We start from the raw sequence: 13,545 nt of genomic DNA, 5'->3' as shown, positions 1-13,545 counted from the left end.
GAACCCCCGATGCACAATTCCTTGGATATTTTCCAAACCGCCAGCGCGATGGCCCGACATGCCGGGGCGCGACAGAAGATGGTCGCGCGCAACATCGCAAACGCCGATACCCCCGGTTATCAGGCACAGGATATCGCTCCGTTCACAGACAGCATGCGCGCGTCGCCATCGGAAATGCGCGCAACACGTCCCGGCCACGTGACCCGTGGTGAAAACGCCTTTTCCGCGCAAGCCACGACGACAAAAGCAGAGCCATCGCCAAACGGAAATACCGTCGCGATCGAAGACGAATTAATGAAATCCGTCGTCGTTAGTCGTGATCATGACAAGGCGCTATCCGTCTATCGGCACGCGCTGACCGTGCTGCGCACCAGCCTTGGCAAGTCGTAGGGGAACATTATGACAGATTTTAGCGATGCGATGTCAGTCGCCACCAGCGGAATGAAAGCGCAGGCGAACCGGTTGCGGCATGTGTCCGAAAATATCGCGAACACCGACACGCCTGGTTATCACCGTAAGACCATTTCTTTTAACGAAGTTGTTGCTTCTGGTCGCCCCACAGGGGCTGTCGAAACCGGGCGTGTTCAGCTTGATCAAACCGCGTTGCCACGTGTTTATGACCCGGCAAATCCGCTCGCCGACGCAACCGGTCACTACGATGGGTCAAATGTGAATCTGCTGGTTGAAATCGCGGACGCCCGCGAGGCCCAGCGCAGTTACGAAGCCAACCTCAAGATGTTCGACCAAGTGCGCCAGATGTCGTCTGCGCTCATGGATCTATTACGCAAATAAGGAGAATCCCGATGAACATCAGTTCACTCGTTGCACAAAACTATGCCGCCAGCAAAACCGCCACGGCCCCCGAAGCTGGATCAAGCGGGAACGCATTTTTGGGTGGCGCCCAAGATTTCATGTCGACGATGAAGGCCAGCGAAGACACCGCGATGCAAGCAATGACAAGCGGCGCGGATCCACATGCACTGGTCGAAGCGTTGGCCCAAACAGAGCTAGCGGTCCAAACCGCCGTGGCTGTCCGCGACCGCGTCGTCGAGGCCTATCAAGAAATTCTGCGGATGCCAGTTTAATGACCGAAGCGCTGTTCTATGACACGCTACGGCAAGGGCTTTGGACAGCGTTTATCATCTCAATTCCGATCCTAACCGTCGCCTTGATCACAGGTTTGGTTGTCGGGCTATTTCAGGCGCTGACGTCAATTCAGGAAATGACCCTAACCTTCGTTCCGAAACTGGCGGCGATCATCGCGACTTTCTGGATCACCATGAACTACATGACTGAAACCCTAGTGAGCCTGTTCCAAGGCACACTTATCCCGATCATCGCCGGAGGCTAAACATGGATAACGCATCGTATACCGCGCTAACCCGTCAGTCGGGGCTGATGAATGAAATGCAGGTACTGGCCAACAATATCGCCAACGCATCGACCACCGGATTTCGTGCCGAAGAGGTGCTGTTTTCCGAACATGTTAAGGCGCTTGGCCCTGATAGCGCGTCGCTTTCTATGGCGACAGCGAATGTCCGCGACACCGTGATGACCCAAGGTAGCCTGACCCAGACGGGTGGCACATTTGATCTGGCGATTGAGGGCGACGGTTTCTTTCTTGTTGAAACGCCAAATGGGCAGCGTCTGACCCGCGCCGGGGCCTTTGGCCCGAATGAAAACGGTGATCTTGTGACACCTGATGGCTATCCGGTTCTGGATGCCGGGGGTGCACCGCTGTTTGTCCCACAGGGGGTCGGGCGTGTCGGCATTGGTAGCGATGGCACAGTCAGTGCTGGTGGCCAGCCTATTGGGCAGGTTGGAATCGTTATGCCAACCGATCCAAACCAAATGGTCCGTGAAAGCGGGGTACTGTTTGATGCCCAAGGCGGGTTTGAACCCGCCCCTGACGGCCGCATGCTGCAAGGCTACCTTGAGGAATCCAACGTAAATCCGATCTTGCAGGTCAGCCGCATGATCGAAGTCCAACGTGCCTATGAAATGGGTCAGGGATTTCTGGACAAAGAACACGAACGTATTCGTGGCGTCATTCAATCGATCCGATAACACAGGAGAATTACCATGCGTGCATTAGAAATCGCAGCCGCAGGCATGTCGGCACAGCAAACCCGGGTCGAGGTGATCTCTAACAACCTCGCGAATATGAGCACGACGGGTTACAACGCGCGCCGCGCTGAATTCGCAGATCTGCATTATCAACAGGTCGCGCGTCCCGGCACGATCAACGCGTCAGACGGTACGTCATTGCCGACAGGTGTTCAGCTTGGGCTGGGTGTTCGGACGACAGCCGTTTCTGTCATGTTGTCCCAAGGATCGCTTGCCGCAACTGGGGGCGATTTGGATCTCGCGATCGAAGGCGACGGATATCTAGAAGTCACGCTGCCATCGGGCGTATCGGCGTATACACGCGACGGCGGGCTAAAGCTGACTGGTGATGGCCAAGTCGTAACATCGGATGGATACCCGGTGGTGCCTGATATCACGATTCCCCGCGATACGCAGTCACTTTCGATAAATGCCGAAGGCGAGGTTTACGGATATTTCGCAGATCAAGTACAGCCGCAATTGCTCGGCCAATTCACGATGGCAGGGTTTACCAACCCCAAGGGGTTAGAGGCCGTCGGATCAAACCTGTTTGTCGAAACCCCCGCGTCTGGACTGTCGCTCGTCGGCACACCCGGCGAGGATGGACTGGGCGTATTGCGGCAGGGCTATCTCGAAAGCAGTTCGGTCGATCCGGTGCGCGAAGTGTCAGACCTGATCGCGGCCCAGCGCGGGTACGAATTGAACTCAAAGGTTATAACGGCAGCGGACCAGATGCTAAGTTCAATGGTGCAGGTCCGATGATCCGTCTCACTGCGTTGTTGTGGTTCATGGCGTCATCGGTTTCCGCAGATACCGTGCTAGCGGCACGGACCATTCCCGCGAATTCCACGATCATGCCCGAGGACGTGATGGTTAACGGCCGCACTATCCCCGGCGGTGTTTCGGATCCCCGCGAAATCATCGGTATGGAAGCACGGGTCGCATTGTATGCGGGTCGCCCCATCCGCCCCGGCGACGTTGGTTTTCCAGCTGTCGTCGAACGCAACCAAATTATTGCGCTGCACTATAACCAACATGGCCTCTTGATCAGCACCGAAGGGCGCGCCCTTGGACGCGCGGGGCCGGGTGATGTGATCCGCGTTATGAACATTAGCTCTCGTAGCACCGTGACCGCCCAAATTGGTGCGGATGGTGCGGGGTACGTCACCCATTAAGGATAGATCATGCGCAAAATGCTTTTCTTCATTGCCGCAGTTTCAGGCTGTACCACCACCCCAGTTGGGCGACCGCCCGCCTTTACCCCGCAAGAGCGCACGGTTGAGCGCGAGGCAATGTTCAACCCCAGTTTTCCCGATCCTGTGGTGACAACGATGCTCGGGCCAACGTCGCAAGCGTCGCTTTGGACAGGCGCACGTGGATCGCTGCTTGGTGATCGGCGCGCAATGCAACGTGGCGACATCATGACCGTAGTCATTGAAATTGACGATAGCGCCGAAATTTCAAATTCGTCCGCACGATCCAGATCTGCATCACAACAGGCCGCAATACCGCAACTGATGGGAATCCCACAGCGTATCGATCCACGGCTGCCAGAGGGGGCAACTTCTGCCGCACTTGTCGACCTGAGTTCCGACAGCAATTCCTCTGGAGATGGGTCGGTCCGACGTAACGAAAAGCTAACGCTACGAGTGGCAGTAACCATTACGGACGTACTGCCAAACGGCGTTTTGGCTATCACAGGACAGCAAGAGGTTCGGGTCAATTACGAACTTCGCGAGCTGATCGTGACAGGTTACGTCCGTCCAGAAGACATCACCCGGCAGAACGAAATCACCTACGACAAAATCGCGTCTGCCCGCATTTCGTACGGTGGACGCGGACAAATAACCGACATGCAGCAACCGCGCTACGGACACCAAGTGCTAGAGAGCACGCTACCGTTTTGACCGAACACCGTTAGGAAACCAGATGAAAAAAATGCTTTTGCCACTGTTGCTTTTGTTGGTTGGGACTGGCGGAGGCGTGGGTGCCGGATTTATGCTGTTGCCCGCGTCAGAGGAAGACCATTTCGCCGATGGAAACCCTTGCGGCGAAGTTGCGGCAGAAACCCATGCCGCGGAGCACGCCCCTGTCACAACGGAAGAACGCGAATACGCGAAATTGAACAATCAGTTCGTAATACCCGTCGTAGAAGACGGATTAGTGTCTGCGTTAGTTGTGACGTCCATTAGCCTAGAAGTAACCATGAACAACACATCCGTCGTCCATACGACCGAACCCAAGCTGCGCGATGCGTTCTTGCAGGTCATGTTCGATCACGCGAACATTGGTGGTTTTTCGGGAAACTTCACATCTGGTACTAACATGCGGGCGCTACGCAATGAATTGCTGCGCGCTGCACAACGCATTGCAGGAGAAAACGTAACCGACGTCTTGATCACAGATATTGTGCGTCAAGATTCGTAATGGCCGCGTCGCGCTTCGCTTAGTTTTTGGTCCTGTTGTAGCTTTTTTAATAATGCCTGAACGGCTTGGTCACGGCCAAACGCCTTAGTAAGTTTGGCCCGGTAGTTTTCCTTGAACGCCATGACCTGCGCAAGTTCAGTATTAATCACTGCCCTACGTTGATCGACCCACTGAAGCCACCGCACATCAGCACCTGCTGCAAACGCAGCTCCGTTCGGTGAAATAACAGCATTCGCGCGTTCATGTTTACTTTGCAGCAGTTGATCAAGGTTTTGACGCAGTCCTGCCTCGCGCTGGGCAAGTTGCGTCATCTCGGCCATCGCCGAACGGAATTCTAACGCGGTCAATTGTGCTAGCCCTTGGGCCTGGACAACCTTGTCCATTAGCGACGCGCCTTTGAACGCATGGTTTCGGCAAAACGGATCGCTGCGGCGACCGCCCGGTAATGTTCAGGGTCGATGGTTTGCCCGATCTCAACACCAGCATGAAGTGCCCGCGCGGTCGGCGGATCAGAATGCACAGGTACCGCATTTTCAAACGCGATCTCGCGAATTTTCGCGGCGCTTTCGTCAACCCCTTTGGCAACACAGATTGGTGCGGTTTTTGAAGCACGATCCCATTTGAGCGCCACGGCATAATGTGTTGGATTGACGATCACGACATCTGCAGTCGGCACTTCGGCCAGCATCTTATTCATTGCAATCGCCTGCCCCTTCATCCGACGCTGCTGCTTCATCATCGGATCGCCCTCTGACTGCTTCATTTCGTCCGTCATGTCTTTTCTGCTCATCCGGTTTTTGCGGATATGCTCTGCGCGCTGCCACAGGTAATCAGCGCCGCCCAATACAATCGCCACCACGACAACGATAGCCATCAATTCAAGTAAGATTTTTCCAAGAATTGCGACCACAATGCCGGGCGGCTGATACATGCTCGCAACGATACGCTCTAACTGTGAACGCAAAAAGAAGCCCATAATCGTCGCGTAAATCGTCAGCTTCGCAAGGCTTTTCGCAAACTCAAATAATCCTTGGCGGCCAAATTTATTCTTGATCCCAGAAATCAGTGATATGCGATTTAACTTTGGTTCAATTTTTGACGTAGTTACAACAAATGCCCGTTGCGCGATGATCGAAAATACCGCGAGCAGAGTGGGCAATCCAAACCAAGGCGCCGTATTAACCATTACCGCGCGTATGATCCCGCCCTGCATCGGCTGCACTGACCCGTCGAAGATGAGAACGCTGATTTCATCTGCTTGTGACAGTATTGCCGCTAGCGATGTACCTAGATTTACTAACGCTTGTGCCCCCATGGTCATGCCAACCAACAATAACCCGCCATAAGCTGCTGCCGTCGTCAGATCTGTAGATTTCGCAATTTCACCTTTCTCACGTGCGTCATCTAGTTTCTTCTGGGTAGGCTCAAACTGCTTGTCGCTGGCGTCTGTATCCTCGCTCATGGAATGGGCCCGAACGGTGACGTCATGAACGAACTAAATACAGCATACCAAAGCCCCAGCATGATAGGCGCTGTGATCAAAAGCAAAAGCAAGCCGCCGGCGGTGATCGCAGGCGCGCCAACGAATGACACCATCAATTGCGGCATCGCGCGGTTAATCACCCCCATTACGACGTTGTAGACAAGCGACGCGATCAAAAATGGCGCAGCGAGCGAGAACCCAAGTTCAAAAATTCGCCTGACTTCCTGCAGTCCCAGATCAATAACAATAGCTGCGCTTAGCAACTCACTAGGTGGTACCAAGGTATAAGTTTGGATCATATATCCAGCTATCTGCACGTGTAACCCAGACATAACTGCAAAGGCCGTCCCGCTGACGACCAAGAGGTGCCCAATGGCAGGCTGCGGGTCGACGCCAGCCGATCCCCCAAAAATCTGTGAAAGAGACGTAGACTGAGCCGCGATAGAACCCGCAATTTGTAGGGCGAGAATGAAGAAGCGCAGGAAAAGCCCGAAGAAAAGGCCGGTAATTACTTCAGGACCAATCGTTGCAAAAGCGAGGAAAACGCCAGTTTTTATGGGAGGGATCGCCAGCGCCACCGTCGGGGCGACGATAAACGTGAACATTAACGCCAAGGCAAGCCGTACCCGCATCGGCACGGCGTGACCCCCAAATGCGGGCATCACGGCCAACATCGCGCTGATACGCACAAAAACCACAAACCCCGTCCAAAGCGCGGCTTGCGAAATTGGCAAGAGCGGCATCAGGTCTGCGATCATGCCGGAACCAAACCGACAAGAGCGGGCCGCGCATCAATTCCGATTTCCTCGAATGATAGTACAGGGTTCATGATCCCTTTGGCCGCCATCACAGTTCGCAAAAAGCGGCGCCTTCGCATCGATGTTACGACCGCTGCATATGCACCTGTCGCTGCGGCCTGCCCCAATTTATCAGCAATGCCGTCAGCCAGTTGATTAAAGCTGTCAGGTGGCAGCGCCACATCGCCGCCACCACGATCTGAACGAATTTCATAAGTCGTAAAGGTTTCTTCCCATTCCGGCGCCAGTTGCACCAAGGGAATCGTTCCATCTGGCCGGCGCATTTCGGCAACCAATTGAAAGCCTAGCAACTGACGCACGTGTTCGGTGATACCGTCGGCAGACGGATGAAGCTGGCGGCCTTCTGCGACTCCTTCGATGATGAGAGGCAAGTTACGGATCGAAACGCGCTCTTCCAGTAGTAACCGTAGAACGGAAAGCAGCAAATCAAACGGCACCTTATCTGGAATGAGCTCATCCAGCATTTTGCGGTTTGCTTCGCCGCGTGCCGGGTCACTCAGGTTGACCATCTCGTCCAACCGACGACGCAGCGCTTTGAACGTTAGCAGTCTTGGAAAATTACGTTTCACGACCTCAAGTAGATGAGTGGCAAGAACCTCTGCAGGCTGAACGGTTGTGAGGCCAGCAAGCCCTGCCTCTTCTTGGTCATTTGGCGATATCCATTTTGCCGGAGCCCCATAGACGGGTTCATCTACAGCTTCGCCAGACAATTGTATCGGCTGTGCGTCGTTCAAAAGCGCCAAAATTTGATCTGGTTTCAGTTTGTCGCGCACCTCTTCAACACCTTGAACATGCACGACATAGCACCCCGACGGCAGCACTGCGTTGTCAGTCAGCCGGATTTCAGGAAGTAGAACACCGTAAGACGTGGCAACGTGGCTACGCATGTTGGCGATACGTGCGTCCAGTCCGGTCCCAGGATCCAGCACCATATCCACAAGATCAGGCGCGAATTCCACATGGATGTCATCCAAATCCAAGACGTCGCCCATTGACGGCTCGCGCGGGCCGTCATCGGTTGTAGAAGGCGTTTCAAGATCGCGCTGATTAGCCTTTCTCGCCGCAGAGTTCATAACAAATGCGCATCCACCAAGCGTCATCGCGCCCAACATGAACGGAACAAATGGCATGCCAGGCACCAAAGCAAATAGAGCCATCAAAACGGCCACAGTCGCCAACGCAGCTGGGTGTCGTCCCAGCTGCGACACCAACGCCAAATCCGTAGAACCAGTCGCTCCTCCACGCGCCAGAAGCAACGCAGAAGCAATCGAAATCACAACAGCTGGAATTTGCGAAACTAACCCGTCACCCACGGTTAAAATTGCATAAGTTTCAAAAGCTTGCGACATTGGCATATCGTTGACCGCAACACCTATGATCAAGCCCATCACTAGGTTCAGTGCGGTTATCAACAAGCCCGCCACCGCGTCACCCTTGACGAACTTTGACGCACCATCCAGCGAACCGAAAAAGGTGGTTTCGGCTTGCTCGCGCTCACGTCTGTCCTTTGCTTCTTGGTGATCAATCACACCGGCGGACATGTCGCTATCAATGGCAAGCTGTTTGCCCGGCATAGCGTCGAGCGCGAAACGTGCGCCGACTTCGGCCATCCGTGTCGCCCCTTTGTTGATGACGACGAAATTCACGATTAACAGGACACAAAACACCACCAAGCCGAGCAGAACGTTGCCGCCCATCACGAACATCGCAAACCCTTCGATGACGTCGCCAGCGGCACCCGTACCGGTGTGTCCTTGTCCGATAATCAGTTTTGTTGACGACACGTTCAACGATAACCGCAGCATCAAAGATGCCAACAAAACCGTAGGAAACGCCGAAAAATCAAGCGGCCTTTCGATGAATAGCGTGACGGTAAACATCAGGATCGCTAGCGCAAAAGACGCCGCCAATCCGATATCCAAGACCCATGCAGGAACAGGTAAGATCATCATCACAATGACCGCCATTAGCGCGAGAGCCAGAATAATTGTGGGTTGGAATAAGTCGCGCAACGTTAGCATATTCAACGAACCGACCCTCTAATGTGCTGAACAGAAGCCACAGGGCTACGTCCAACCTCAGCCACAAAGCTTGTGTGGTTTCGAAAGGCCTCTTGCTGGATAGAAGTGCGAGCGTCCATCTTGGTGGGTATCCCAATCTTGTTCTCAATCAGGATAGGCCAAACTTGGTTTACAAATCGTAAGCGTAAACGAGCACCTTAACGTTCCGGCAGCTTCGCTCGGTCCAAGATATCGGCGACCAGCTCTCTAGTCTCCTGAGATTGCCCAACAAGAATCCGGCTGCTCGCTAACGGTGTCTCATTGTTCAGCGGGGTACTAGAAGGCAGCTCAGATAACACGATATCTGGGTTCGCAATGCTAACTGGATTGGCAGGCACCGTGCCTTCATCCTTGGGAATAGCTATATTGACGGGTATCTGACTAATTACTTGGTTATCGAACGCTATAGCGCGTTCGGAAAAACCCAAATCACTTAGTCGGCGTGCGATTACCTGCCGCGAATTGTTAGAGAATAGGTCCGGTGCAGACCCAAACGCGAACTCGAGAAAATCTGCGTCGGTCATGTGTTCAGCGGCACGTTGTGCAAACGCAGCGTACATTGGGTCCACGCTGCCAGTCGTTAACATGCGCGCCACGGTCACCAACTCTAGCGCCTGCTCAAACTGATTCTGACCCAGTCGAGCGTTGAACTGAACTTCGACTAAGTCATGGGCAATAGGCGAGCGGGCATTCTCATATCTTAACGCATCAGCCAAGATGAAGTCGGCCTCTTCAATGAAGATACCAGTCACTATAGCATCATTCAAAAACCCCATCATAGCCTCGGGCGACATTCGTTTGTTTTCACGCGCCAAGCCTCCGAGTATTTCCGATGCTTTATCGTCGTTGCTTAAAGCATTTGCGAGGTTCGCTGAAGGTAAGGCACCACTCTCTCCAATGTCCGTGTATCCGTGAATCGAGGCCAGAACCTGTATTGCCGCGTCATCGTCACCCATCGCAACGAAACGGTCAGACAACCTCGGGCCTAAATGCTGCTGCAGATGGGTAGGTAACGTCTTAAATGTCTTAAGTATCCCGGCGCGATTAGGCTTGGCATCCAACGCGCCGCCCATAGCTAACATAGCCCAGAGCGAGACATAGGACGGGCAGCTAACCTGTTCAACAAATAGGTCGGACGTCGCGGGAGTGCCGTCTAGGATGTGCGCAATTTGAGTGAGGTATAGACGTTCTTGCGAGTAGGATCCGTCAATTTCTAGCGTATCGATAGCCTCAAGCCCGAAGCCAAAATAGGCGTAAAACCGTGCGAGGCGTAGGACTTCGGTTTCTTCGTTTTCGTCAAACTCTAAAGACAGCGCGCCCCTCGCGTCTGCGAGTTGCGTAGAAAATGGTCGATCATCAGCCCAGTTCTCTATGTTAAAATAGGTGTCAGGAAGGCAGCTTGACCCTGATTGGGTATGATCGCCCTGCCCAACATCAGCCATCGCAGCGCTATCAATATTTGTATGGGCCGTTAAACCGGGTAGCCGAACATCCACTCCATCAAAGCGTTGTCTTACGCGCATGTCATCAAGAGCAGTACGACGGGCGTCATGCTTCCCTCTATCCAACGCCCCTTGCGTAAGACCACGCGCTAGGCTTTGTACAATCGAGTCCTCGAACTCATCAAGATCTTCTTCTTGGATTGGACCGCGATGCTCATCTTCATCATCGACTACCACTGGCTCTGCGCTTTCAAACGCTGGTCGGGTGGCACTGCTTGCGGGATTCAGCAGAGGCAGGATTGCATCATTTGGTAGAACATATTGATGTTTCCTAGCCGTTGTCTGCCATCCATCTGTAATCAGATGGAACGGTTCTTCGTATGGTGATCCTTGCGAAGGAGAACCATCATGCACGTCAACAACAAGGATATCGGGTCGGAGAAGAAACGCCTCTGCCTGGCAGTCACATGGAACCGAGATACGCAACCGATCGTCGCCAACCTGATCGACCCTCGTAACCCGGTTTCGAGGAATCCGGTCATAAAACCGTCGCAGGTCGAACCCGTCACGGGAGGAGGTCTGAAGCATATATCCTTGGTCAACCCGACCAAGCTGCCAGTTGGTATCCGCAGAAAGATGGAAAACCATCCGAGTAAAACTTGGGTGTTCACCGGTTTGAACAGATATTGGCTTGGCAGACGCTAACGTGCCACACAGCATGAGGATTGCTACGAATATCTTGCGCATCATGCAGCACTCTGTTTTGTGGCTTTTAGTGCGTTTTCCATGTCGGAAAAGCTAGGTCGAAGGCTACCGGGCATGTTTTGGCGCCCCACCTCGACACAGATGTTAGGCGCATGCGCATGAAGATTCGCGACGAGCACTTCCCGAATGAGTTGATGAAAATGTGCGTCTTCTTCGATGACTGCCTTCACCTTTGTAGAGAAGGGCGCGACCAGCCCATATGCTAAAAACACCCCAAGAAATGTGCCAACTAACGCACCACCGATAAGCTTTCCCAACACCTCTGGAGGTTGGTCAATCGAACCCATCGTTTTGATAACGCCAAGAACAGCCGCAACGATTCCCAAGGCTGGTAAACCATCTGCCACAGTTTGAAGCGCATGCGTCGAGTGCATCTTGTGATGGAGCGTCGCCTCAATCCGTTTTTCCAGGACTTCTTCGACTTGGTGTGGGTCATCGTAGTTCATCGATGCGGAACGCAAAGTATCGCAGATCAATGCAACCGATTCCGCGTCGCTAAGTATTTTTGGGTATTTACCAAATATGGCAGAGTTTTCTGGTTCTTCGATATGGCTTTCAAGGGCGACTGGATTGCTTCTCGCGACGCGGATCAATTCAAACAAAAGACAAAGAACATCGCTATAGTCTTGGGCGTTCCACTTTGGTCCCTTAAACACCTTACCAATGTCTTTTAGGGTGTGTTTAATTGCGGATCCGTCATTGCTAATTGTAAACGCCCCAATCGCGGCACCGCAGATCATGATCATCTCAAATGGTAGCGTTTTCAAGATGATGGCCATTTTCCCACCCGCGAGTAAATAGCCACCAAACACCGTCACAAAGACAAGAACAACGCCGATCAAGCCAACCATTTAGGACTGTCCCTTTTTTTAGAATAAACCGTTATTGGATTTTGATTCTTTTGTACGCCGAAGGTGTTAACGATCAGTCAGCCTCAGTCGGTTGGTGCCAGCGCGTTTCGCCCGGCCAAAACAACGCTGAATGAATATGCTGTCTGAGGTTCGAGTTCGGTCATTATGAGGGCGGCCGCATCAGCACGCATAAGGCCCAGAAAACCTGCAGCGAATTGTGGGGACATTTCTGTAAAAAGCGCCGCCGCCTCTTTGGGTTTCATGTTTTCATAAACTGTCGTTAGTCGCGCGAGATCCGTCTCAGCGGCGCTATCCGCAAGAGCAATTGTTGAACTCAGGTTTTCTTCTGCAGCGATGAGCGTTTGTAGTTTCTTTTCTATTTCAAGTTCAGCAACACGGAGCGCTTGCATTCTCTCATCGAGTTGCGCTTCGCGCTCAGATATACTCGCTTCACGCGCTTGCAGTGCGGCCAATAACGTTCCTGTGTCGGTAACCTCCGGGGCTTTAGTCTCTGATTCTTGCCCCGCATCATTGCTGATGTCTGCCATTGCTGGACCAGCATGCGCCCCAACACGGACCACTGCCGATGCTAGCAAAAGACCTGCGATAACATGCAACGTACCGCCACTTGATCGCCGCTTTACCTTTCGGGTCATTGGTTCCCCTCCGGACCTACCGGACGGTGAACAAAATATGGGCTTTCCGTTGGCTTTTGCGGTGCCGGTTCCGGCAAATCGTGCAATGACGCGACTAACAGCGACAATCGTTGACCGGCCGATTCCGCACGCGCGCTCACTGCGTCGAGCGCCTCAACTGATGATTTTGCAGTCGATTGCGCGTGGGTGAGAGTTTTTGTTAGGTCATCAACTTGCACCGACAATACCGCAACAGCACCCCCGACGCCTTTTTCTAGATCAGTAAATCGGCGCAAGCGCCGTGATAAAACGTAACAATAGAATCCTGCGGCCAATGCGCCCGCAACTAAAAATACATCAGCGATCATTGTCATCTTTTTTCCTTAGCTCAGCACAAATTCCATTATCAAAAGATCGCGAATACGACCCTCGCCCGCGACGATCTGAACCCGACGCAACATGTGGGCACGTATCCGAGTAAGCGCAGCGGGATCTTCTAGCTGCGCAATCTCAACCGCGCGCAAATAGCCGTTTAGAATGTCGATGATCCGAGGTTTGATCGCCTCTACCTCTGCTGCGTGCTCTGGCACGACTTCGAGCTGCGCAGAGAACCGCAAATGGTCGCGACCGTCAGAACGCGGTAGCGAAATAATTAGCGGGTCAAGCGCCACAAATGCGACGGCTGCGGACTTTGGCGCGTATGATTCTTGTTCGACCGTTTCAGTTTGGCGCGCCGCATTCAGCACCCCCGATTGAACCGCGAAAAAACCACCGCCGCCGCCCAGCAGAGCAAGAACTAGCCCTATTAGTAACGGTTTTTTCGATCCCTTCGTCGGGGGGGCAGTTTCTTCCGACATCATGCAGTCCTTTTCGTCCCTTGATGGAACTTTTCATAAACGAAGAAGCCCTAACCGATTGTTAAGGCTCGTCGTTCAAACAGGGAACAACGGTAGAATAC

The 13,545-nt window shown here is 53.3% G+C and carries 18 protein-coding genes; 9 read left to right on the top strand and 9 right to left on the bottom strand.

The genetic code is table 11. The annotated features are described in order from the left end of the window. Nucleotides 1-9: 9 nt before the first annotated feature. From ACHUEV_RS14125 to ACHUEV_RS14085, 9 genes are read left to right on the top strand one after another with little or no spacing between them, the layout of a single operon-like run. On the top strand, nucleotides 10-390 hold the full coding sequence (locus tag ACHUEV_RS14125; protein WP_394180929.1) for a FlgB family protein: 381 nt from the start codon (nucleotides 10-12) through the stop codon (nucleotides 388-390). Between the two features lie 9 nt (nucleotides 391-399). Next, a complete protein-coding gene (gene flgC, locus ACHUEV_RS14120; RefSeq protein WP_394180927.1) occupies nucleotides 400-792 on the top strand; it encodes a flagellar basal body rod protein FlgC in 393 nt (130 codons plus the stop codon). Between the two features lie 11 nt (nucleotides 793-803). Beyond that, nucleotides 804-1,085 (top strand): flagellar hook-basal body complex protein FliE, encoded by a 282-nt coding sequence (gene fliE, locus ACHUEV_RS14115; protein WP_394180925.1) that lies wholly within the window; start codon nucleotides 804-806, stop codon nucleotides 1,083-1,085. Then, nucleotides 1,085-1,351 carry a flagellar biosynthetic protein FliQ gene (locus ACHUEV_RS14110; RefSeq protein WP_394180923.1) on the top strand — a complete coding sequence of 89 codons (267 nt, stop codon included), beginning with the start codon at nucleotides 1,085-1,087 and terminating at the stop codon, nucleotides 1,349-1,351. Before fliE ends, ACHUEV_RS14110 begins: the two co-directional genes overlap by 1 nt. Nucleotides 1,352-1,353: 2 nt before the next feature. Further along, complete coding sequence (locus ACHUEV_RS14105; protein WP_394180921.1) at nucleotides 1,354-2,067, top strand: flagellar hook-basal body complex protein; 714 nt, start codon at nucleotides 1,354-1,356, stop codon at nucleotides 2,065-2,067. Nucleotides 2,068-2,082: 15 nt separating this feature from the next. Next, nucleotides 2,083-2,868: a flagellar basal-body rod protein FlgG gene (gene flgG / locus ACHUEV_RS14100; RefSeq protein WP_394180919.1), complete on the top strand. Its 786-nt coding sequence runs from the start codon at nucleotides 2,083-2,085 to the stop codon at nucleotides 2,866-2,868. Further along, nucleotides 2,865-3,281, top strand: a complete 417-nt coding sequence (flgA, locus tag ACHUEV_RS14095; RefSeq protein ID WP_394180917.1) for a flagellar basal body P-ring formation chaperone FlgA — start codon at nucleotides 2,865-2,867, stop codon at nucleotides 3,279-3,281. The genes flgG and flgA overlap by 4 nt, the downstream gene beginning before the upstream one ends. A gap of 9 nt (nucleotides 3,282-3,290) precedes the next feature. Next, nucleotides 3,291-4,013, top strand: a complete 723-nt coding sequence (gene flgH / locus ACHUEV_RS14090) for a flagellar basal body L-ring protein FlgH (RefSeq protein ID WP_394180915.1) — start codon at nucleotides 3,291-3,293, stop codon at nucleotides 4,011-4,013. A 22-nt stretch (nucleotides 4,014-4,035) separates the two neighbouring features. After that, nucleotides 4,036-4,533 carry a flagellar basal body-associated FliL family protein gene (locus tag ACHUEV_RS14085; RefSeq protein WP_394180913.1) on the top strand — a complete coding sequence of 166 codons (498 nt, stop codon included), beginning with the start codon at nucleotides 4,036-4,038 and terminating at the stop codon, nucleotides 4,531-4,533. Here ACHUEV_RS14085 and ACHUEV_RS14080 read toward each other — a convergent pair. From ACHUEV_RS14080 to ACHUEV_RS14040, 9 genes are all read right to left on the bottom strand, one after another. Next, nucleotides 4,521-4,916 carry a hypothetical protein gene (locus ACHUEV_RS14080; protein WP_394180911.1) on the bottom strand — a complete coding sequence of 132 codons (396 nt, stop codon included), beginning with the start codon at nucleotides 4,914-4,916 and terminating at the stop codon, nucleotides 4,521-4,523. The genes ACHUEV_RS14085 and ACHUEV_RS14080 overlap by 13 nt on opposite strands. After that, nucleotides 4,916-5,995, bottom strand: coding sequence for a flagellar type III secretion system protein FlhB (gene flhB, locus ACHUEV_RS14075; protein ID WP_394180909.1), 1,080 nt, complete (start codon nucleotides 5,993-5,995; stop codon nucleotides 4,916-4,918). Before flhB ends, ACHUEV_RS14080 begins: the two co-directional genes overlap by 1 nt. Further along, entirely contained in the window at nucleotides 5,992-6,774 is a 783-nt protein-coding gene (locus ACHUEV_RS14070) for a flagellar biosynthetic protein FliR (protein ID WP_394180907.1), read from the bottom strand. The genes flhB and ACHUEV_RS14070 overlap by 4 nt, the downstream gene beginning before the upstream one ends. Next, the gene (gene flhA / locus ACHUEV_RS14065) at nucleotides 6,771-8,855 is read right to left on the bottom strand and encodes a flagellar biosynthesis protein FlhA (protein WP_394181077.1); all 2,085 of its coding nucleotides are present in this window, start codon (nucleotides 8,853-8,855) and stop codon (nucleotides 6,771-6,773) included. The genes ACHUEV_RS14070 and flhA overlap by 4 nt, the downstream gene beginning before the upstream one ends. Before the next feature lie 197 nt (nucleotides 8,856-9,052). Then, nucleotides 9,053-11,086, bottom strand: coding sequence for a hypothetical protein (locus tag ACHUEV_RS14060; RefSeq protein ID WP_394180905.1), 2,034 nt, complete (start codon nucleotides 11,084-11,086; stop codon nucleotides 9,053-9,055). Further along, entirely contained in the window at nucleotides 11,083-11,952 is an 870-nt protein-coding gene (gene motA, locus ACHUEV_RS14055) for a flagellar motor stator protein MotA (protein WP_394180903.1), read from the bottom strand. Before motA ends, ACHUEV_RS14060 begins: the two co-directional genes overlap by 4 nt. 83 nt (nucleotides 11,953-12,035) lie before the next feature. Next, nucleotides 12,036-12,608: a MotE family protein gene (locus tag ACHUEV_RS14050; protein WP_394180901.1), complete on the bottom strand. Its 573-nt coding sequence runs from the start codon at nucleotides 12,606-12,608 to the stop codon at nucleotides 12,036-12,038. Further along, nucleotides 12,605-12,961: a hypothetical protein gene (locus ACHUEV_RS14045; protein WP_394180899.1), complete on the bottom strand. Its 357-nt coding sequence runs from the start codon at nucleotides 12,959-12,961 to the stop codon at nucleotides 12,605-12,607. The genes ACHUEV_RS14050 and ACHUEV_RS14045 overlap by 4 nt, the downstream gene beginning before the upstream one ends. Nucleotides 12,962-12,970: 9 nt before the next feature. Next, entirely contained in the window at nucleotides 12,971-13,444 is a 474-nt protein-coding gene (locus tag ACHUEV_RS14040; protein ID WP_394180897.1) for a flagellar basal body-associated FliL family protein, read from the bottom strand. Nucleotides 13,445-13,545: the final 101 nt, after the last annotated feature.

The sequence above is a fragment of the Yoonia maritima genome, from assembly GCF_043641945.1.
GTDB lineage: Bacteria > Pseudomonadota > Alphaproteobacteria > Rhodobacterales > Rhodobacteraceae > Yoonia > Yoonia maritima_B.
The sequence above is the reverse complement of the archived record's forward strand: the minus strand, read 5'-3'. Positions and strand labels throughout refer to the sequence as shown.